Source organism: Pseudomonas sivasensis, assembly GCF_013778505.1.
In the GTDB taxonomy this organism is placed as follows: domain Bacteria; phylum Pseudomonadota; class Gammaproteobacteria; order Pseudomonadales; family Pseudomonadaceae; genus Aquipseudomonas; species Aquipseudomonas sivasensis.
This window is the reverse complement of sequence record NZ_JAAOWU010000007.1, coordinates 168,050-188,126: the sequence shown is the minus strand read 5'-3', so window position 1 is coordinate 188,126 and position 20,077 is coordinate 168,050. Positions and strand designations below refer to the sequence as shown.

At 57.8% G+C, this 20,077-nt stretch carries 15 protein-coding genes; 2 read left to right on the top strand and 13 right to left on the bottom strand.

What is annotated here, in order from left to right:
- Window positions 1–161: 161 nt before the first annotated feature.
- The 10 genes from brnQ to sdhC form a co-directional block, all read right to left on the bottom strand.
- On the bottom strand, window positions 162–1,475 hold the full coding sequence (brnQ, locus tag G9Q84_RS14625; protein WP_032889165.1) for a branched-chain amino acid transport system II carrier protein: 1,314 nt from the start codon (window positions 1,473–1,475) through the stop codon (window positions 162–164).
- 359 nt (window positions 1,476–1,834) lie between these two features.
- Window positions 1,835–2,716, bottom strand: a complete 882-nt coding sequence (sucD, locus tag G9Q84_RS14620; RefSeq protein ID WP_003210566.1) for a succinate--CoA ligase subunit alpha — start codon at window positions 2,714–2,716, stop codon at window positions 1,835–1,837.
- Window positions 2,716–3,882 carry an ADP-forming succinate--CoA ligase subunit beta gene (gene sucC, locus G9Q84_RS14615; protein ID WP_003210567.1) on the bottom strand — a complete coding sequence of 389 codons (1,167 nt, stop codon included), beginning with the start codon at window positions 3,880–3,882 and terminating at the stop codon, window positions 2,716–2,718. Before sucC ends, sucD begins: the two co-directional genes overlap by 1 nt.
- A 205-nt stretch (window positions 3,883–4,087) precedes the next feature.
- Window positions 4,088–5,524, bottom strand: a complete 1,437-nt coding sequence (gene lpdA / locus G9Q84_RS14610; protein WP_032889163.1) for a dihydrolipoyl dehydrogenase — start codon at window positions 5,522–5,524, stop codon at window positions 4,088–4,090.
- 98 nt (window positions 5,525–5,622) lie between these two features.
- Window positions 5,623–6,846: a 2-oxoglutarate dehydrogenase complex dihydrolipoyllysine-residue succinyltransferase gene (gene odhB, locus G9Q84_RS14605; RefSeq protein ID WP_032889161.1), complete on the bottom strand. Its 1,224-nt coding sequence runs from the start codon at window positions 6,844–6,846 to the stop codon at window positions 5,623–5,625.
- A 44-nt stretch (window positions 6,847–6,890) separates the two neighbouring features.
- Window positions 6,891–9,722 (bottom strand): 2-oxoglutarate dehydrogenase E1 component, encoded by a 2,832-nt coding sequence (locus G9Q84_RS14600; protein ID WP_032889159.1) that lies wholly within the window; start codon window positions 9,720–9,722, stop codon window positions 6,891–6,893.
- Between the two features lie 261 nt (window positions 9,723–9,983).
- Window positions 9,984–10,688 (bottom strand): succinate dehydrogenase iron-sulfur subunit, encoded by a 705-nt coding sequence (locus G9Q84_RS14595; protein ID WP_003172807.1) that lies wholly within the window; start codon window positions 10,686–10,688, stop codon window positions 9,984–9,986.
- Window positions 10,689–10,699: 11 nt separating this feature from the next.
- A complete protein-coding gene (sdhA, locus tag G9Q84_RS14590; RefSeq protein ID WP_032889157.1) occupies window positions 10,700–12,472 on the bottom strand; it encodes a succinate dehydrogenase flavoprotein subunit in 1,773 nt (590 codons plus the stop codon).
- A 3-nt stretch (window positions 12,473–12,475) separates the two neighbouring features.
- On the bottom strand, window positions 12,476–12,844 hold the full coding sequence (gene sdhD, locus G9Q84_RS14585) for a succinate dehydrogenase, hydrophobic membrane anchor protein (RefSeq protein WP_032889156.1): 369 nt from the start codon (window positions 12,842–12,844) through the stop codon (window positions 12,476–12,478).
- On the bottom strand, window positions 12,838–13,212 hold the full coding sequence (gene sdhC, locus G9Q84_RS14580; RefSeq protein WP_016979564.1) for a succinate dehydrogenase, cytochrome b556 subunit: 375 nt from the start codon (window positions 13,210–13,212) through the stop codon (window positions 12,838–12,840). The genes sdhD and sdhC overlap by 7 nt, the downstream gene beginning before the upstream one ends.
- A gap of 364 nt (window positions 13,213–13,576) precedes the next feature.
- Between sdhC and gltA the strand changes: the two genes are divergently transcribed.
- Window positions 13,577–14,866 carry a citrate synthase gene (gltA, locus tag G9Q84_RS14575; RefSeq protein WP_032889154.1) on the top strand — a complete coding sequence of 430 codons (1,290 nt, stop codon included), beginning with the start codon at window positions 13,577–13,579 and terminating at the stop codon, window positions 14,864–14,866.
- Window positions 14,867–15,107: 241 nt separating this feature from the next.
- Here gltA and G9Q84_RS14570 read toward each other — a convergent pair whose 3' ends face one another.
- The 3 genes from G9Q84_RS14570 to G9Q84_RS14560 form a co-directional block, all read right to left on the bottom strand.
- Complete coding sequence (locus G9Q84_RS14570) at window positions 15,108–16,766, bottom strand: cation acetate symporter (protein WP_095184254.1); 1,659 nt, start codon at window positions 16,764–16,766, stop codon at window positions 15,108–15,110.
- On the bottom strand, window positions 16,763–17,074 hold the full coding sequence (locus G9Q84_RS14565; protein ID WP_027607054.1) for a DUF485 domain-containing protein: 312 nt from the start codon (window positions 17,072–17,074) through the stop codon (window positions 16,763–16,765). The genes G9Q84_RS14570 and G9Q84_RS14565 overlap by 4 nt, the downstream gene beginning before the upstream one ends.
- Before the next feature lie 262 nt (window positions 17,075–17,336).
- Entirely contained in the window at window positions 17,337–18,188 is an 852-nt protein-coding gene (locus G9Q84_RS14560) for a glycine betaine ABC transporter substrate-binding protein (RefSeq protein WP_032889150.1), read from the bottom strand.
- 332 nt (window positions 18,189–18,520) lie between these two features.
- Between G9Q84_RS14560 and G9Q84_RS14555 the strand changes: the two genes are divergently transcribed.
- Window positions 18,521–20,074, top strand: a complete 1,554-nt coding sequence (locus G9Q84_RS14555; RefSeq protein ID WP_181643578.1) for a glycoside hydrolase family 17 protein — start codon at window positions 18,521–18,523, stop codon at window positions 20,072–20,074.
- Window positions 20,075–20,077 lie beyond the last annotated feature (3 nt).

Sequence of the window (20,077 nt, the reverse complement as noted above, 5' to 3'; positions counted from 1 at the left end):
TGCTGGCAGTCACTGCATCTGTTGAATGGCACAGTGCCGTCTGAGGCAAGCCCCCTCCTACATCGACCGCGCTCCAACTTTAGAAGGTCGTAGTCTACCAAGCATAAAAAATGCCCCGTATTGATTGATACGGGGCATTTCTGTGCAGCCTTGAAGCGGTGTTACGCGATCGCTTCGCTACGCTTGCCAAGCATACGATCAACCACCACAGCCACGACCAAGGTCATTACCGACGGCACCAACCACGCCAGGCCCTGCTCGCTCAGCGGCAGATGCGCCAGTTGCGACGGCAGCCAGTCGGCAAAGCCCGCGCCCTTCAGCGCATCAATGCAGCCAAAGATGAACGACACCAGCATCACCGGGCCAACGATCCGGCCCTGTTCCTGCCAGAAGTCTTTGCAGAAGCTCAGGGCCACCAGCACGATGCACGGCGGGTAGATCGCGGTAAGCACCGGGATCGAAAAGGCAATCAGCTTAGTCAGGCCCAGGTTGGACACGAACAACGAGAACAGCGCCAGGATCACTACCAGGGTCTTGTAGGACAGCGGCAGGATTTTGCTGAAGTACTCGGCGCAAGCGCAGGTCAGGCCAACCGCGGTAACCAGGCATGCCAAGGAAATCAACACCGCCAGGAAACCACTGCCCAGGGAGCCGAAGGTGTGTTGCACGTACGCGTGCAGTACGGCTGCGCCATTAGCCGCACCAGCGGCCACTTCATGACTTCCCGCACCAAGGCGGAACAGGCTGACGTACACCAGCGCAAGACCAACGCCAGCAATCAGGCCAGCGATGATCGCGTAGCGGGTGATCAGCTTGGGCGAATCAACACCACGGGAGCGGATAGCGTTGACGATCACAATGCCGAATACCAGAGCACCAAGGGTGTCCATGGTCAGATAACCATTGATAAAACCTTGGGAGAACGGTGCAGCGACATATTCCGGAGTGGCGACACCCACCTCACCGGCCGGCAAGGCAAACGCAGCGATGCCGAGGATGGCTAACGCGATGATCTTCAACGGCGCAAGGAAACGACCGACAGTGTCCAGCAGGCGCCCTGGGTACAGGGACACAAAGAACACCACCAGGAAGTAAACGGAGCTATAGAGGAACAGCGCCAACGGGCTTTCACCGGTGAGCGGCGCCAAGCCGACTTCAAAGGACACCGTCGCGGTACGCGGGGTAGCGAACAGCGGTCCTACCGCCAGATACGCAGCCGCCGCAAGCAGGCCACCGGCGATCTTGCCGATCGGGCTGCTCAACGCATCCATTCCACCGCCGACCTTGGCGAGGGCAATCACGGTGACCACTGGCAAACCCACTGCGGTGATCAGGAAGCCCAACGCCGCCATCCAGACGTGAGGTCCGGACTGCAAGCCAACGATAGGCGGGAAGATGATGTTACCGGCGCCCACGAACAGGGCAAAGGTCATGAAGCCCAGCGCCAGGATATCCTGGCTTTTCAACACTTTCATTTCGGGAAATACCACACTACTGAATCGGAATTTAGAGAGGGATTCCCTGTGGATGAGGGAAATACTGCCGGCCCTGATGGGGCCGACCGGTCTAGCGCGCGGCTTCCTTTTGGGAGGCCAGCGCATAAAGAGGCGGGTAGGTTACAGAATCAGGCTGACAAACGCACTGTTGCGGGGCGAACTGTCCGATAAGCGACATCTTGATGTCGCGTTTTCATACTTATGTTGGCAATACAAACAAATGTGTGAGGGCTAGTTGAATCGTCGCACTGCCCCTTACATAGGATCGAGTACATCCAAACGCACAAAGGCCACCCGAAGGTGGCCTTTGCTGGTAAAGCGTCAGCTAAGCGCGAAGCTTACTTGACAGCCCAACCGGTCAGCTCGGACAAAGCCTTGCCGATGTCTGCCAGCGAACGCACGGTTTTAACGCCTGCGTCTTCCAGGGCAGCAAACTTCTCGTCTGCAGTGCCTTTGCCGCCAGAGATGATTGCGCCAGCATGGCCCATGCGCTTGCCCGCAGGGGCAGTCACACCAGCGATGTAGGAAACAACCGGCTTGGTCACGTGTGCCTTGATGTAGGCAGCCGCTTCTTCTTCAGCCGAACCGCCGATCTCACCGATCATCACGATCGCTTCGGTCTTCGGGTCTTCCTGGAACAGCTTCAGGATGTCGATGAAGTTCGAACCTGGGATCGGGTCACCGCCGATGCCGACGCAAGTCGACTGACCGAAACCGGCGTCAGTAGTTTGCTTGACAGCTTCGTAGGTCAGGGTGCCGGAACGGGAAACGATACCGACTTTACCTGGCAAGTGAATGTGACCTGGCATGATGCCGATCTTGCATTCGCCTGGGGTGATCACGCCTGGGCAGTTAGGGCCGATCAGGACAACGCCCAGTTCGTCGCACTTAACTTTAGCGTCCAGCATGTCCAGGGTAGGAATGCCTTCTGTGATGCAGACGATCAGCTTGATGCCGCCGAATGCTGCTTCCAGGATGGAGTCCTTGCAGAAAGGAGCTGGAACGTAGATCACGCTGGCGGTGGCGCCAGTGGCAGCTACAGCATCTTTCACGGTGTTGAACACTGGCAGACCCAGGTGCTCGGTGCCGCCTTTACCAGGAGTTACGCCGCCAACCATCTTGGTGCCGTATTCGATGGCTTGCTGGGTGTGGAAACTACCTTGCGAACCGGTAATACCCTGGCAGATAACTTTGGTGTCTTTATTGATCAGGACGCTCATTATTTGCCCTCCGCAGCTTTAACAACTTGTTGAGCAGCGTCGGTCAGGCTGGTAGCCGCGATGATGTTCAAACCGCTTTCTGCCAGTACTTTAGCGCCCAGTTCAGCGTTGTTACCTTCAAGGCGAACAACAACCGGGATTTTAACGCCAACTTCTTTCACTGCACCGATGATGCCTTCGGCAATCATGTCGCAACGAACGATGCCGCCGAAGATGTTTACCAGCACTGCTGCGACGTTGGAGTCGGACAGGATGATCTTGAAGGCTTCGGTAACGCGTTCTTTGGTAGCACCGCCGCCTACGTCGAGGAAGTTGGCTGGTTTGCCGCCATGCAGGTTGACGATGTCCATGGTACCCATGGCCAGGCCAGCACCGTTGACCATGCAACCGATGTTACCTTCCAGGGCTACGTAGTTCAGTTCGAACTTGGCAGCGTGCGCTTCGCGCGGATCGTCTTGCGACGGATCGTGGAAAGTCTTCAGCTTAGGCTGACGGTACATGGCGTTGGCGTCGATGTTGATCTTGGCATCGAGGCAGTGCAGATCGCCATCAGCCTTGATCACCAGCGGGTTCACTTCCAGCAGAGCCAGATCGTGATCCTGGAACAGTTTGGCCAGACCTACGAAGATCTTGGCGAACTGGGCAACTTGCTTGCCTTCCAGACCCAACTGGAAAGCCAGCTCACGACCCTGGAACGGCTGAGCGCCAACCAGTGGATCGATAGTGGCTTTCAGAATTTTTTCTGGGGTTTCTTCGGCGATCTTCTCAATGTCCACGCCACCTTCGGTGGAAGCCATGAACACGATGCGACGGCTCGAACGGTCAACGACAGCGCCCAGGTACAGCTCTTTAGCGATATCAGTGCACGATTCAACCAGGATCTTGGTGACTGGCTGGCCATTGGCATCAGTCTGGTAAGTCACCAGACGCTTGCCCAGCCATTGCTGTGCGAAGGCCTTGGCGTCTTCTTTGCTGCGAACCAGCTTAACGCCGCCCGCTTTACCGCGACCACCAGCGTGGACCTGGGCTTTGACAACCCACTCGGTGCCGCCGATTTTGTCGCAGGCTTCTGCTGCTGCTTCCGGGGTGTCTACTGCGTAGCCCTTGGATACTGGCAGGCCGTATTCAGCGAACAGCTGCTTACCCTGATACTCGTGAAGATTCATGCTTTTTACCGTCTTCGTTAGGTACTGCGCATTCGGCGCTGCGCTCATTATGAGTGCCGCGCCACCTGTGACTGCTGCTTGCGCAACTTGCTGGGCTTTAAGGCCCGTAAAGCTGCGCAAGACTGCGTCCAGCGGATATTCCGCGGTGAGTCTTGCGCGCAAGGCTCACGACGGGCAACTCCGCCGTGGTTTCTTATTATCTCGCTTAGCGCTTCTTGCGGTTGGCGATGTGGATGGCGCCGCCATTCACAGCCAACGCTGCTTCGTGCAACGCTTCGGACAGGGTCGGATGGGAGAAAACCATCATGCCCAGGTCCTCGGCACTGGTGCCGAATTCCATACCGATTGCGCCTTGCTGAACCAGTTCTGCAGCGCTCGGGCCAATCACGTGGACGCCCAATACGCGGTCAGTCTTGGCATCAGCGATGACTTTGACAAAACCACCGGTGTCGTTGGCTGCCATGGCACGGCCAGAAGCAGCAAACGGGAAGGTACCGACGTTAACTTCAACGCCTTCAGCTTTCAACTGCTGTTCGTTTTTGCCGACCCATGCAATTTCCGGGTGGGTGTAGATAACCGATGGGATCAGGTCGTAGTTCATCTGGGTTTTGTGGCCCTTGATGCGCTCGACAACCATGATGCCTTCTTCGGAAGCTTTGTGCGCGAGCATCATGCCGCGAACCACGTCGCCAATGGCGTAGACGCCAGGAACGGTGGTAGCGCAGTGATCGTCAACGTGGATGAAGCCACGCTCATCGATGTTCACGCCACTGTCGGAAGCCAGCAGGTCGGTGGTCACTGGACGGCGACCTACGGCTACGATCAGCTTGTCGAAAGTGATGGTCTGCTCGCCGTCTTTGTCGGTGTAGGTCACAACGACTTCTTCGCCGTTGACCTTCGAACCGGTAACACGTGCGCCCAGCTTGATATCCAGACCTTGTTTGGTCAGGGTTTTCAGCGCTTCTTTGGACACAGCGGTGTCGGCAGCCAGCAGGAACGTGTCCAGGGCTTCCAGTACAGTCACTTCAGAACCCAGGCGGGACCAGACCGAACCCAGTTCCAGGCCGATCACGCCAGCGCCGATCACGCCCAGACGCTTTGGAACTGCTTGGAATTCCAGGGCGCCGGTCGAATCAACGATTACGTTCTGGTCAACTGGAGCTGGTGGAATGTCGATAGGACGCGAACCCGGAGCCAGAATCACGTTCTCGGCTTCGATGACTTCAACCGAGCCGTCTGGCTTGGTGATTTCAACTTTCTTGCCGGCCAACAGTTTGCCGTGGCCTTGCAGGGAAGTGACGCCGTTAGCCTTGAACAGGGTTGCAACGCCGGAAGTCAGGCCCTTAACAATATTGGCTTTACGGCCGACCATTGCTGGCACGTCCATGGTCACGCCAGCATGGTTGATGCCGTGGATCGCGAAGCCGTCTTGGGCTTCGTGGAATTTCCAGGAGCTGTCCAGCAGCGCCTTGGAAGGAATGCAACCAACGTTCAGGCAAGTACCGCCCAGTGCCAGTTTGCCTTCCTTGTCGGTGTATTTTTCGATGCAAGCAGTCGAGAGGCCCAGTTGTGCGGCCTTGATGGCGGCAACATAGCCTCCAGGACCTGCACCAATCACTACAACGTCAAATTTCTGCGACATGAAAATAGTTCCTCTATTTAGCAGCAAGCTTTCAAGCCACACGCTCCAGGTCAAGCCGCCCTATTTGGCGGCTTGCCCGGAGCCTGCAGCTGCTTCTATCAGATATCCAGCAGCAGACGAGCCGGGTCTTCCAGCAGGTTCTTGATGGTCACCAGGAAAGTCACGGCTTCTTTACCATCGATCAGGCGGTGATCGTAAGACAGTGCCAGGTACATCATTGGGCGGATCACGACTTGGCCGTTGATCGCCATCGGACGCTGGATGATGTTGTGCATGCCCAGGATCGCGGCTTGTGGCGGGTTGACGATCGGGGTCGACATCATCGAACCGAAGGTACCACCGTTGGTGATGGTGAAGGTACCACCGGTCATCTCGTCGATGGTCAGCTTGCCGTCACGGGCTTTCTTGCCGAAGCCGGCGATGCCGCCTTCGATTTCGGCCAGGCTCATCAGCTCGGCGTTACGCAGGACCGGAACCACCAGGCCACGGTCGCTGGACACGGCAACGCCGACGTCTGCATAGCCGTGGTAAACGATGTCGCCGCCGTCGATGGAAGCGTTGACTGCCGGGAAGCGTTTCAGCGCTTCGGTGGCCGCTTTCACGAAGAACGACATGAAGCCCAGGCGCACGCCGTTGTGGGACTTCTCGAACAGATCCTTGTACTTCGAACGCAGGGCCATGACTTCGGTCATGTCGACTTCGTTGAAAGTAGTCAGCATCGCCATGTTCGACTGTGCTTCAACCAGGCGCTTGGCCACGGTGGCACGAACGCGGGTCATCGGAACACGCTTCTCGGTGCGGTCGCCAGCAGCGAACACAGGAGCAGCGGCAGCCGGGGCAGCAGCCTTGGCAGGCGCAGCAGCAGGAGCGTTTTTCTTGGCTTCAACAGCAGCAACCACATCTTCCTTGGTCACACGGCCGTCTTTACCGGTGCCTTTGATGGAAGCCAGGTTGATACCGTTTTCTTCAGCCAGCTGACGCGCAGCCGGTGCAGCGATTGGATCTTCACCACCCGCAGCCGGAGCGGCAGCAGGTGCCGAGGCAGCGGCCGGTGCAGCAGCGGCAGCAGGAGCAGCGGCAGCGCTGCCTTCTTCGATCGAGCCCAGTACCTGGTTCGACAGAACGGTAGCGCCCTCTTCGGCAACGATTGCGCCCAGTACGCCGTCAGCTTCGGCCAACACTTCCAGAACGACTTTGTCGGTCTCGATGTCGACGATCAGGTCGTCACGCTTTACAGCGTCGCCTGGTTTCTTGTGCCAAGTGGCAACGGTGCCATCGGCAACCGATTCCGGGAATGACGGGGCTTTGATTTCGATAGCCATTATCTGTGGGTCCTTAAAATTCGGTTTCAGTCAGCGCGAAGGCGTTAAACAGTGAAAGCATCTTGCAGCAGTTTTTCCTGCTGCTCGGCGTGCATCGACGCATAACCACAAGCAGGTGCAGCAGAAGCATCACGACCGGCGTACTCCAGGCCCAAGGCCTTGTTGTGGTTGCCGATACTGCGACGCAGGTGATGCTGGCTGCTGTACCAAGCGCCTTGGTTCATCGGTTCTTCCTGACACCACACAACATTAGTGAGGTTGGTGTAAGGCGCGATGATCTCCATGAGGTCATCTTCCGGGAACGGGTAAAGCTGTTCGATACGTACGATGGCGATGTCTTCGCGGCCCTCGGCACGACGTTTTTCCAGCAGGTCGTAGTAGACCTTGCCGCTGCACAGGATCAGGCGAGTGACCTTGGCCGCGTCCAGCGTATCGATCTCTGGAATCACGGTCTGGAACGAACCATCCGCCAGATCTTCCAGGGTAGAGATGGCCAATTTGTGACGCAGCAGCGATTTCGGGGTCAGCACTACCAGCGGCTTGCGCAGCGGGCGGATCACCTGGCGACGCAGCAAGTGGTAGATCTGCGCCGGAGTAGTCGGCACGCACACCTGGATGTTGTGCTCGGCGCACAGCTGCAGGTAACGCTCCAGACGGGCCGAGGAGTGCTCCGGACCCTGACCTTCATAACCGTGTGGCAGCAGCATGGTCAGACCGCACAGACGGCCCCACTTGTGCTCGCCGCTGGTGATGAACTGGTCGATAACCACCTGGGCACCGTTGGCGAAGTCACCGAACTGGGCTTCCCAGATCACCAGCGCCTGCGGCGTGGTGGTTGAGTAACCGTATTCGAACGCCAGTACGGCTTCTTCGGACAGGAACGAATCGTACAGGTCGAAACGCGGCTGGCCTTCGTACAGGTTCTGCAACGGGATGTAGGTGCCCGCGTCTTTCTGGTTGTGCAATACCGCGTGACGGTGCGAGAACGTACCACGGCCGATGTCCTGGCCGGTCATGCGGATCGGGTGACCTTCAAACGCCAGGGTCGCGTACGCCATGGTTTCGGCATAGCCCCAGTTGATCGGCAGGCCGCCGGCTTGCATCTTCTGACGGTCTTCGTAGATCTTCGCAACCTGGCGCTGCACCACGAAGCCATCCGGGATTTCCAGCAGCTTGGCGGACAGTTCCTGCAGGGTCTTCAGATCGAACGAGGTGTCGTGACGCGCCGTCCAGGTGTGACCCAGGTACGGACGCCAGTCAACGAACAGCTCTTTGTTCGGCTCTTTGACCAGGCTTTTTACTACGTGCAGACCATTGTCCAGCGCGTTGCGGTATTCATCGATCTTCGCCTGAACACGCGCATCATCAACAATACCGGCCTTCGTCAGGCTTTCGGCATACAGCTCACGTGTGGTGCGCTGCTTCGTGATCTGCTGGTACATCAGCGGCTGGGTGCCGCTTGGTTCGTCAGCTTCGTTGTGACCGCGACGGCGGTAGCAAACCAGGTCGATCACCACGTCACGCTTGAACTGCATGCGATAGTCGACGGCCAGTTGGGTCACGAACAGCACAGCTTCCGGATCATCACCATTCACATGGAGGATCGGCGCCTGAATCATCTTGGCAACGTCGGTGGCGTACTCGGTGGAGCGCGCATCCAGTGGGTTGCTGATGGTGAAGCCAACCTGGTTGTTGATGACGATGTGAACGGTACCGCCGGTCTTGAAGCCGCGAGTCTGCGACATCTGGAACGTTTCCAGTACCACGCCTTGACCGGCGAATGCCGCGTCACCGTGGATGGAAATCGGCAGAACCTTTTCACCGGTGGTGTCGTTACGACGATCCTGACGAGCACGGACCGAACCCTCGACCACTGGAGAAACGATTTCCAGGTGGGATGGGTTGAAGGCCATGGCCAGGTGAACTTCGCCGCCTGTGGTCATGACGTTGGACGAGAAGCCCTGGTGATATTTAACGTCGCCGGAACCCAGCTCGACCTTCTTCTTGCCTTCGAACTCGTCGAACAGTTCACGCGGGTTCTTGCCGAAGGTGTTGACCAACACGTTCAGGCGACCACGGTGAGCCATGCCGATCACTATTTCCTTGGTACCGTAGGAACCGGAACGCTGGATCAGCTCGTCGAGCATCGGGATCAGGCTTTCGCCGCCTTCCAGGCCAAAACGCTTGGTGCCTGGGTATTTGGTGCCCAGGTATTTTTCCAAACCTTCAGCTGCGGTCACGCGCTCAAGCAGGTGGCTGCGAACGTCGGCGGACAGCACCGGACGGCCACGCACACCTTCCAGGCGATGCTGGAACCAGTGACGTTGCTCGGAATCAGTGATGTGCGTGAACTCAGCGCCGATGGTGCGGCAATATGTCTGCTGCAACGCTTCGTGAATTTCGCGTAGGCTCGCTTCCTCTTTGCCGATGAACAGGTCGCCGGCACGGAAGGTCGTATCAAGATCGGCATTGGTCAAGCCGTAATGATTGATCGACAGGTCAGCAGGTGCAGGACGCTGCCAGAGCCCCAGCGGGTCAAGCTGGGCCGCCTGGTGGCCACGCATCCGGTAGGCCTGGATCAGTCGCAGTACTTCAACTTGCTTCTTCTCATGCTCACTGCTCACGCTACCGGCGGAAACCGGTTGGGCGCGGCGCTGGTTCTTTGCCAGCAGCACAAACTGATCGCGAATCGTTGCGTGCGATACATCGGTGGCAGCGTTGCCGTCTGAAGACAACGTCTGAAATTTGGTGCGCCATTCTTCTGGCACAGCGTTAGGGTCGTGCAGGTAGAGCTCATAAAGCTCTTCCACATAGGCAGCGTTACCACCTGAAAGATAGCCGCTGTTCCACATGCGCTGCATCACGCTTTCTTGCATGCTTGGTCACCCTCGATTTGGGGACACCACCGGCGGAAACACCGAGTTTGCTTGCAAAAGGCCAAGTGCAGCGACCAAAACAAGCCACTTAGGATCACGCTGATAGTTCGGGTACCAACCCGAATGCCCCTGCTTGTCTCATTTCTTCAAAATAAGAGCCGCGGCTTTGTAAGTCGCTGCTCAAGTTAAAACTACGGCGCCGGTTGAAGCCTGCGCCGCAGCATTTACGGGCACAACGGTCCTGCTTTGTTACAACGTCAGTTACACGCCGCTTTGGAGCAGCATGTTACGGATGTGACCAATGGCCTTAGTCGGGTTCAGGCCTTTGGGACATACGTTGACGCAGTTCATGATCCCGCGGCAGCGGAATACGCTGAACGGGTCATCCAGCGAAGCCAGACGCTCGGATGTCTTGGTGTCACGGCTGTCTGCCAGGAAGCGATACGCTTGCAGCAGGGCAGCTGGACCCAGGAACTTGTCCGGGTTCCACCAGAAGGACGGGCACGAGGTCGAGCAGCAGGCGCACAGGATGCACTCGTACAGACCGTCGAGCTTTTCACGCTCTTCAGGGGACTGCAGACGCTCGATGGCCGGAGCCGGCGTGTCGTTCTGCAGGAACGGCTTAACTTTCTCGTATTGCTTGTAGAAGATGCTCATATCGACGACCAGGTCACGGATAACCGGCAAACCTGGTAGAGGACGAACGATCAGCTTGTTGCCTTTAACAACGGCGGACAGCGGCGTGATGCACGCCAGGCCGTTTTTGCCGTTGATGTTCATGCCGTCGGAACCGCAAACACCTTCACGGCAAGAGCGACGATAGGAGAAACCCTCGTCCTGCTCTTTGATCAGTGCCAATACATCCAGCACCATCAGGTCTTTACCACCGGTATCGACCTGGAACTCCTGCATGAACGGCGCAGCGTCCTGATCAGGGTTGTAGCGGTAAACACTGACTTTCAACATGGCAGCCACCCTTAGTAAGTCCGAATCTTCGGTTCAAACGTCGGAACCGTCTTCGGCGAGAAGTTCACGGCACGCTTGGTTACGCGCTTGTCACCCGGGAAGTACAGGGTGTGGCACAACCAGTTTTCGTCATCGCGGTCTTCAAAGTCTTCACGAGCGTGAGCACCACGGGATTCTTTACGAACCTCGGCGGCGATCGCAGTCGCTTCAGCCACTTCCAGCAGGTTTTGCAGTTCAAGGGCTTCGATACGAGCGGTGTTGAACGCCTGGCTCTTATCGTTGATCTTGACGTTGGCGATGCGCTTGCGCAGATCGGCCAGCTGGGCAATACCCTTCTGCATGTATTCGCCGGTACGGAATACGCCGAAGTAGTTCTGCATGCAGCTTTGCAGCTCACGACGCAGAGTTGCCACGTCTTCGCCATCAGTGCGCTCGTTCAGAGCGTTCAGGCGGGCCAAGGCAGCCTCGATGTTAGCGTCGGTAGCGTCATCGTATTCGATGCCGTCGGTCAGCGCTTTTTCCAGGTGCAGGCCGGCCGCGCGACCGAATACCACCAAGTCGAGCAGCGAGTTGCCGCCCAGACGGTTGGCACCGTGTACCGATACGCAAGCCACTTCGCCTACTGCGAACAGACCGTGGATGATCTCGTCAACGCCGTCGGCGTTCTGGGTGATCGCCTGGCCATGAATGTTGGTCGGAACACCGCCCATCATGTAGTGGCAGGTTGGAACAACCGGAACCGGAGCAACCACTGGGTCAACGTGGGCAAAGGTCTTGGACAGTTCACAGATACCCGGCAGGCGGCTGTGCAGTACTTCTTCACCCAGGTGATCGAGCTTCAGCAGAACGTGGTCGCCATTCGGGCCACAGCCGTTACCGGCGATGATCTCTTTAACCATGGAGCGAGCTACAACGTCACGACCCGCGAGGTCTTTCGCGTTCGGAGCATAACGCTCCATGAAACGCTCGCCGTGCTTGTTGATCAGGTAACCACCTTCACCACGGCAACCTTCAGTCACCAGTACACCGGCGCCGGCGATGCCGGTCGGGTGGAACTGCCACATTTCGATGTCTTGCACGGGCACGCCAGCACGCAATGCCATGCCAACGCCGTCACCGGTGTTGATCAGGGCATTAGTGGTCGACGCGTAGATACGGCCTGCACCGCCAGTTGCCAGAACAGTAGCCTTGGCACGGATGTAGGTGGTTTCACCGGTCTCGATGCAGATGGCGATAACACCAACAAATGCACCGTCGGCGTTCTTCACCAGATCAACCGCGTAGTACTCGTTCAGGAACGTGGTGCCAGCTTTCAGGTTGCCCTGATAAAGGGTGTGCAGCAGCGCATGACCGGTACGGTCGGACGCAGCGCAGGTACGGGCAGCTTGGCCACCTTTACCGTAATCCTTCGACTGACCGCCGAATGGACGCTGGTAGATACGACCTTGCTCGGTACGGGAAAACGGCAGGCCCATGTGGTCCAGCTCGAACACCGCAGCCGGACCTTCCTGACACATGTATTCGATAGCGTCCTGGTCACCGATGTAGTCGGAACCCTTGACGGTATCGTACATGTGCCAGCGCCAGTCATCGTTTGGATCGGCGGAGGCGATGGCGCAGGTGATGCCACCCTGGGCCGATACGGTGTGGGAGCGGGTCGGGAACACCTTGGTGATCACGGCAGTCTTGTGACCACCCTGGGCCAGCTGCAGCGCTGCGCGCATGCCAGCACCGCCGCCGCCAATAATGATGGCGTCGAAGGAAATAGTTGGAATGTTAGCCATGAATCAGATACCCCAAAGAATCTGCACACCCCAGACGAAGTAAGCGAACATCGCAATGCCGCATACTGCCTGGAAGAGGAAACGGACTGCGGTTGCGGACTTGCCCAGCGCCATAGGCGTCAAGTAGTCAGTCGCAATGGTCCACATGCCAACCCAGGCGTGAGCGCCCAGGGCTACAAGGGCCAGCAGGCTGAAGATTCGCATCGCATTGTGGGAAAACAGGCCGTGCCATTGCTCATAGCCGATGCCCGGATTTGCGACGAGGTATCCGATCAGGAAAATGAAATAAGCCGCGAGAACGACCGCAGACACACGTTGTGCCATCCAGTCATAGAGGCCTGAACGCGAAAGGTTCGTAACGCTGGTTACCATATCCAAACTCCTGCCAGAACGATCAGCACCACGGAAATGGCGATGATGATTTTCGAGCCCAGGCGGCCGCCTTCCAGCGTCTCACCGATACCCGCATCCATGATCAAGTGGCGCACACCGGCTACCAGGTGATAAAGCAGAGCGGACAGGAGGCCCCATGCTACGAACTTGGCCAGCGGGCTGGTCAAGCATGCCTTCACCTCGGCGTAACCTTCCTCGGAACCCAGGGATTTGCTCAATGCATAAAGCATGATGCCCAAGCCCAGGAACAGGATGATGCCGGAAACACGGTGCAGGAACGACGTAACGCCGGTGATGGGGAGTTTGATGGTCCTTAGGTCTAGGTTTACAGGTCGTTGGCTATTCACGGCTTTTTTTCACACTGAAGAGCCCCTAACAATCAGGGCAAAGTTGTTGGGGAGTGCACTGGTCAGGTAAGCACCACCCAGGGAGTGCGACCCCCAATGAAAGCAAGCCCAAAAGCCCTTGGCGGTCGGTGGCCGAGTATAGACAGTTAGGTTACTAATGACAACGCGCGCTCCTCACCCTAATAGCGGATTGCGCTGGCGAGATAAAAGGCGTAAATGGCAGTCAATTTCGAGGAAAAAGTACGGTTAAAGCCTTCTGGAGCAAGACTTTAGGCAAATTGACATCTGAATTTATCTCACTATAGTGGTGCGGGCCCTGCGTGGGGGGTCTGTCTGATGATTTGAAGCATAAATAGGAGGCCACATGGCTGACAAAAAAGCGCAGTTGATCATCGAGGGCGCAGCCCCCGTCGAGCTGCCCATTTTAACCGGCACCGTTGGTCCCGATGTTATCGACGTAAGGGGCCTGACGGCCACGGGCCGTTTCACTTTCGACCCAGGCTTCATGTCGACCGCCTCTTGCGAGTCGAAGATCACCTATATCGACGGCGACAATGGCATTCTGCTGCATCGGGGCTACCCGATCGAGCAACTGGCTGAAAAGTCGGACTACCTGGAAACCTGCTACCTGCTGCTAAATGGCGAACTGCCAACAGCCGAGCAAAAAGCCCAGTTCGTCAGCACTGTAAAGAACCACACCATGGTTCACGAGCAGTTGAAGACCTTCTTCAACGGCTTCCGTCGCGACGCCCATCCGATGGCCGTCATGTGCGGTGTGGTTGGCGCCCTGTCAGCCTTCTATCACGACTCCCTCGACATCAATAACCCGCAGCATCGCGAAATCTCCGCGATCCGCCTGGTTGCCAAGATGCCGACTCTGGCCGCAATGGTTTACAAGTACTCCATGGGTCAACCCATGATGTACCCGCGCAACGACCTGACGTACGCGGAAAACTTCCTGCACATGATGTTCAACACCCCGTGCGAGATCAAACCGATCAGCCCGGTACTCGCCAAGGCCATGGACCGGATCTTCATCCTCCACGCCGACCACGAGCAAAACGCCTCGACGTCCACCGTACGCCTGGCAGGCTCTTCGGGTGCCAACCCGTTCGCCTGTATCGCCGCCGGTATCGCTGCACTGTGGGGCCCTGCCCACGGCGGTGCGAACGAAGCCGTATTGACCATGCTCGATGAAATCGGCGATGTGTCCAACATCGACAAGTTCATCGCCAAGGCCAAAGACAAGAACGATCCGTTCAAGTTGATGGGCTTCGGTCACCGGGTCTATAAGAACCGCGACCCGCGCGCGACCGTGATGAAGCAGACCTGCGATGAAGTATTGAAGGAACTGGGCATCAAGAACGATCCGCAACTCGAACTGGCCATGCGCCTGGAAGAGATCGCCCTGACCGACCCATACTTCATCGAACGCTCGCTGTACCCGAACGTCGACTTCTACTCGGGGATCATCCTCAAGGCGATCGGCATTCCAACCAGCATGTTCACTGTAATCTTCGCCCTGGCCCGCACCGTGGGCTGGATCTCCCACTGGAAAGAAATGCTCTCCAGCCCGTACAAGATTGGCCGTCCGCGCCAGCTGTACACCGGCTACGAGTCGCGTGACATCTCCAAGCTGGAAGATCGCAAGTAAGCACCTTTTAGCAGCACCGAAAACGGCCTCCCTCAGTGGAGGCCGTTTTTATTTGTGTCGACTGATCTACCACCATCAGGGGCAAGCCACCTCCCACATTGAAGTGCATTCCAAATGATGCACTCGGTTAACTGCAGGAGGAGGCTTGCCCCCGATGGCATCGGCACAAGCACCTCATAACCTCCAGACAAAAAAATGCCCCGGCCTTTCGACCGGGGCATTTCCTTATCCAGCTTCAACCTTAGTGGTTAACCGCCCCACTCGCCCCCAGGCCAGTCTGCGAACGCACAAACTGCGGGAAGTACAGCGCACGCTCTTTCTCTGCCGCCGCCGACTTGTCGGTGATGGAGAAGAACCAGATACCCACAAACGCGATGATCATCGAGAACAGCGCTGGGTATTCGTACGGGAAGATGGCTTTTTCATGATGCAGGATCGAGACCCAGATGGTCGGACCCAGCACCATCAGGCCAACGGCGCTGATCAAGCCCAACCAGCCACCGATCATGGCGCCACGGGTGGTGAGGTTTTTCCAGTACATGGAAAGCAGCAACACCGGGAAGTTACAGCTGGCCGCAATCGAGAACGCCAGGCCGACCATGAACGCAATGTTCTGGCTTTCGAACAGGATGCCCAGGCCGATCGCCAACACTGCGAGGGCGATGGTGGTGATCTTCGACACGCGAATCTCGTCCTTTTCGTTGGCCTTGCCTTTCTTGATCACGCTGGCGTACAGGTCATGGGACACCGCCGAAGCACCGGCCAGGGTCAAGCCGGCCACTACCGCGAGGATGGTGGCGAAGGCCACGGCCGAGATAAAGCCCAGGAAGATACTGCCGCCCACCGCGTTAGCCAGGTGCACCGCCGCCATGTTGTTACCGCCCAACAGAGCGCCTGCAGCATCCTTGAACGCCGGGTTAGTGCTGACCAGCAGGATCGCGCCGAAGCCGATGATAAAGGTCAGGATATAGAAGTAGCCGATGAAGCCAGTGGCATACAGCACGCTCTTACGCGCTTCCTTGGCGTCGCTTACGGTGAAGAAGCGCATCAGGATGTGCGGCAGGCCGGCGGTACCGAACATCAGTGCCAAGCCCAGGGAGAACGCGGAGATCGGGTCCTTCACCAGGCCGCCGGGGCTCATGATCGCTTCACCTTTAGGGTGAACCTTGATTGCCTCGGAGAACAGCATGTTGAAGTCGAAGTTGACGTGCTTCATCACCATCAGCGCCATGAACGACGCACCGGACAGCAACAGCACTGCCTTGATGATCTGTACCCAAGTCGTCGCCAACATGCCGCCGAACAGTACGTACATGCACATCAGGATGCCGACCAGGATTACCGCGACGTGGTAGTCCAGACCGAACAGCAGTTGGATCAGCTTGCCCGCCCCCACCATCTGAGCGATCAGGTAAAACGCCACCACCACCAGGGAGCCACAGGCCGACAGGCTGCGGATCTGGGTTTGGCCGAGGCGGTAGGACGCTACGTCAGCAAAGGTGTACTTGCCAAGGTTACGCAGGCGCTCGGCGATCAGGAACAGAATGATCGGCCAGCCCACCAGGAAGCCGATCGAGTAGATCAGGCCATCGTAGCCAGAGGTGAACACCAGCGCGGAAATACCCAGGAAGGACGCGGCCGACATATAGTCGCCGGCAATCGCCAAGCCATTCTGGAAACCGGTGATCTTGCCGCCGGCCGCGTAATAGTCGGCCGCCGAGTTGTTACGCTTGGACGCCCAGTAGGTGATGCACAGCGTCGCGCCGACAAAGGCTACGAACATCAGGATCGCTGCGATATTAAGCGGTTGTTTGTGCACTTCACCGGTCAATGCATCCGCCGCCCACACAGCGGGCGCGAAGACCGAAGCGCCGAATACAGCCAATAGACGACGGATCATTGCGCAGCCTCCTTGAGAATCGCATTGTTCAGGTCGTCGAATTCGCCGTTGGCGCGTCGTACGTAGATGCCGGTGAGGACAAAGGCCGAGACAATCAGCCCGACCCCAATAGGGATACCCCACGTAATAGATGAACCAGGGCTCAGTTTGGCCCCTAGCACTTGTGGCCCGTAGGCGATCAACAGGATGAATCCGGAGTAAAGCCCTAGCATGATCGCCGAGAGAATCCAGGCGAACCTTTCCCTTTTTCTCACCAGCTCCTTGAAACGAGGGCTGTTTTGAATCGAGAGGTAAATGCTGTCGTTCATTGTTTTTATCCTCGCAGCACAGCTTTTTTATTATTGGAACATAGCCACTGTATGCGGCTGCGGAACAGGTTCCAGACGACCTTAGTATTAGAGGAAGTGTAGCGAGGGATTGGGAGGGCAAAGAAACATTTGCGGATGACGAAAATAATGTGGGAGAGGGCTCGCTCCCGATAGCGGTGAGCCAGTCAGATCATTGACGACTGACACACCGCAATCGGGAGCAAGCCCCCTCCCACAGGGGTTGTATCAAGGCATTGGGGGGTTATTTACCGGTCCACTCGGCTACACGCTCAGGGTGCTTGGCGACCCAGTCCTTGGCCGCTGCATCAGGCTTGGCACCTTCTTGGATAGCCAACATGACTTCGCCGATTTCGTCCTTGGAGGCCCACTGGAATTTCTTCAGGAAGGCCGCGACTTCCGGCGCTTTCTTCTCCAGGCCCTTGCTACCGATGCTGTTGACGGTTTCAGCAGCACCATAAATCCCTTTTGGATCTTCCAGGAAACGCAGTTTCCACTTGGCGAACATCCAGTGCGGCACCCAACCGGTGACCGCAATGGATTCCTGTTTGTCTTCGGCACGGGTCAGTTCGGCGATCATTGCTGCGCCCGAGCTGGCCTGCAGTTTGTAGTCCAGACCGTAGGCCTTGATCGCTTCGTCGGTCTTGAGCATCACGCCTGAACCGGCGTCGATACCAACGATTTTGTTCTTGAAGGTGGTGTCGGTCTTGAGGTCTTCGATGGACTTGGCCTTGACGTACTCCGGCACGATCAGGCCGATTTTCGCATCCTTGAAGTTGGGGCCGTAATCGACCACCTTGTCCTTGTTCTTGGTCCAGTATTCACCGTGAGTCACGGGCAGCCAGGCGGAAAGCATGGCATCGAGTTTGCCGGTCGCCACGCCCTGCCACATGATGCCGGTGGCAACCGCCTGCAGTTTCACGTCATAACCGAGCTTTTGTTTGATCACTTCTGCCGCCACGTGGGTGGTGGCAACGCTGTCCGACCAACCATCAACGTAGCCGATGCTCAGGGTTTTGCTGTCGGCGCTGGCCAGTGTGGAGCTCATCGCAACTACCAGAGTGGCAGCTGCGCCCAAGAGTCGTCGCATCTTCATCGTACTTCCCCGAAAGTGCTGCGCCCGACGGATGCCGAGCGACGTCAACCTGTTGTTATGTAGTGCACCGCGCCCCGTTCACGCGCATCGATCCGGTGGCTGCGACATCAGTTGAGTACTGACACCCTGATCATCAACCCGCAGAAGCCGTCGACCTGCTCTGTCAGCGACCTTATGCAAGCAAGAAACGACATCACATCGCCAGCAGGACGTTTCCTGGAACATGGCGTCAATATTCCGCCCGAACTTTGCATGTCAAAATTATGCAGCCCCACTGGGAGAGGGCAAATCCGGGTAAGATGCGCGCCTTTGCTCCCCCAGATAAGCCGACCATGCCCGCGACCGCCCGCTTCCCTGCCCTGCCCTATTTCTTCGCCCTGATCCTCGGCCTGCTGGCCCTGGTCGGCTATTGGTATGGCCTCGGCCGTCCGGTGGTGTTGCCGGATGTCGCCAGTGCCAGCCATAAACTGCAATGCGCGTCCTACACGCCGTTCGACAAAGACCAATCCCCGTTCGACCAGCCGTTCAAACTACGCCCCGAGCGGATGGACGCCGACCTGGCCCTACTGGCCACCCGATTCGAATGCATCCGCACTTACTCCATGACCGGCCTGGAAGCCCTGCCAGGCATGGCGCGCAAACATGGCCTCAAGGTGATGGCCGGCGCTTGGGTCAGCAGTGATCCGGTGGCCACCGAAAAAGAAATCGACGAGTTGATCGCAGCGGCAAACGCCAACCCGGACGTGGTGACCTCGGTGATCGTCGGCAACGAAGCGCTGTTGCGCAAGGAAGTCACCGCCGCGCAGTTGGTGAAGCTGATCCAGACAGTCAAAAGCCAGATCAAACAACCGGTGACTTACGCCGATGTCTGGGAGTTCTGGCTGCAACACCCGGAAATCGCCCCGGCGGTGGATTTCCTGACCATTCACCTACTGCCCTATTGGGAAGATGATCCTTCGAGCATCGACGAGGCCCTCAAGCACGTGGGCGATGTGCGTCAGACCTTCGGCAACAAGTTCGCGCCCAAGGACGTGCTGATCGGCGAAACCGGCTGGCCCAGCGAGGGTCGCCAGCGTGAAACAGCCGTGCCGAGCCGAGTCAATGAAGCCAAGTTCATGCGTGGTTTTGTGGCGATGGCCGAAGCCAATGGCTGGCGCTACAACCTGATCGAAGCGTTTGACCAGCCGTGGAAACGTGCCAGCGAAGGTGCGGTAGGCGGCTACTGGGGCTTGTTCGATGCTGATCGCCAGGAAAAGGGCATCCTCGCCGGGCCGGTGACTAACGTGCCGTACTGGCCGCTGTGGTTGGGGGTGGGTGGTGTCATCCTGCTCGGGACGTTGGTGCTCGGTGGTCGCGTTCGCAGCACTCGCGCCGCCATGGCCCTGCCGCTGCTCGGCGCAGTGGCGGCCTGCTCTATCGGAACCTGGGCCGAACTGACCCGCGTGACTGCGCGATTTAATGATGAGTGGGTGTGGGCGGCGTTGTTGATGACGCTCAACTTGCTGGTATTGGCTCATGCAGCACTGGCATTGAGCACTCGGGAAGGTTGGCGCGAGCGGGCCTTCAATTGGCTGGAACAGCGTGCGGGCTGGCTGGTGGCAATCGCCGGCTTTGCCGGTGCGGTGATGATGCTGGCACTGGTGTTTGACCCACGCTACCGCAGTTTCCCGAGTGCGGCGCTGCTACTGCCGGCGTTGGTGTATCTGGTTCGTCCGGTGACCGGGCCACGCCGGGAGATTGCACTCTTGACCTTTATCATCGGCGCCGGCATTGCGCCGCAACTATACCGTGAAGGCTTGCTGAACCAGCAGGCGTGGGGTTGGGCGGTGGTCAGTGGGTTGATGGTTGTGGCTTTGTGGCGGTGCTTGCGGATGCGTAAGGCTTAAGAC

Excerpts from the sequence above, each read along its gene's own strand:
- brnQ (WP_032889165.1), bottom strand. The coding sequence starts at position 1,475 with ATGAAAGTGTTGAAAAGCCAGGATATCCTGGCGCTGGGCTTCATGACC.
- sucD (WP_003210566.1), bottom strand. The coding sequence starts at position 2,716 with ATGAGCGTCCTGATCAATAAAGACACCAAAGTTATCTGCCAGGGTATT.
- sucC (WP_003210567.1), bottom strand. The coding sequence starts at position 3,882 with ATGAATCTTCACGAGTATCAGGGTAAGCAGCTGTTCGCTGAATACGGC.
- lpdA (WP_032889163.1), bottom strand. The coding sequence starts at position 5,524 with ATGTCGCAGAAATTTGACGTTGTAGTGATTGGTGCAGGTCCTGGAGGC.
- odhB (WP_032889161.1), bottom strand. The coding sequence starts at position 6,846 with ATGGCTATCGAAATCAAAGCCCCGTCATTCCCGGAATCGGTTGCCGAT.
- G9Q84_RS14600 (WP_032889159.1), bottom strand. The coding sequence starts at position 9,722 with ATGCAAGAAAGCGTGATGCAGCGCATGTGGAACAGCGGCTATCTTTCA.
- G9Q84_RS14595 (WP_003172807.1), bottom strand. The coding sequence starts at position 10,688 with ATGTTGAAAGTCAGTGTTTACCGCTACAACCCTGATCAGGACGCTGCG.
- sdhA (WP_032889157.1), bottom strand. The coding sequence starts at position 12,472 with ATGGCTAACATTCCAACTATTTCCTTCGACGCCATCATTATTGGCGGC.
- sdhD (WP_032889156.1), bottom strand. The coding sequence starts at position 12,844 with ATGGTAACCAGCGTTACGAACCTTTCGCGTTCAGGCCTCTATGACTGG.
- gltA (WP_032889154.1), top strand. The coding sequence starts at position 13,577 with ATGGCTGACAAAAAAGCGCAGTTGATCATCGAGGGCGCAGCCCCCGTC.
- G9Q84_RS14570 (WP_095184254.1), bottom strand. The coding sequence starts at position 16,766 with ATGATCCGTCGTCTATTGGCTGTATTCGGCGCTTCGGTCTTCGCGCCC.
- G9Q84_RS14565 (WP_027607054.1), bottom strand. The coding sequence starts at position 17,074 with ATGAACGACAGCATTTACCTCTCGATTCAAAACAGCCCTCGTTTCAAG.
- G9Q84_RS14560 (WP_032889150.1), bottom strand. The coding sequence starts at position 18,188 with ATGAAGATGCGACGACTCTTGGGCGCAGCTGCCACTCTGGTAGTTGCG.
- G9Q84_RS14555 (WP_181643578.1), top strand. The coding sequence starts at position 18,521 with ATGCCCGCGACCGCCCGCTTCCCTGCCCTGCCCTATTTCTTCGCCCTG.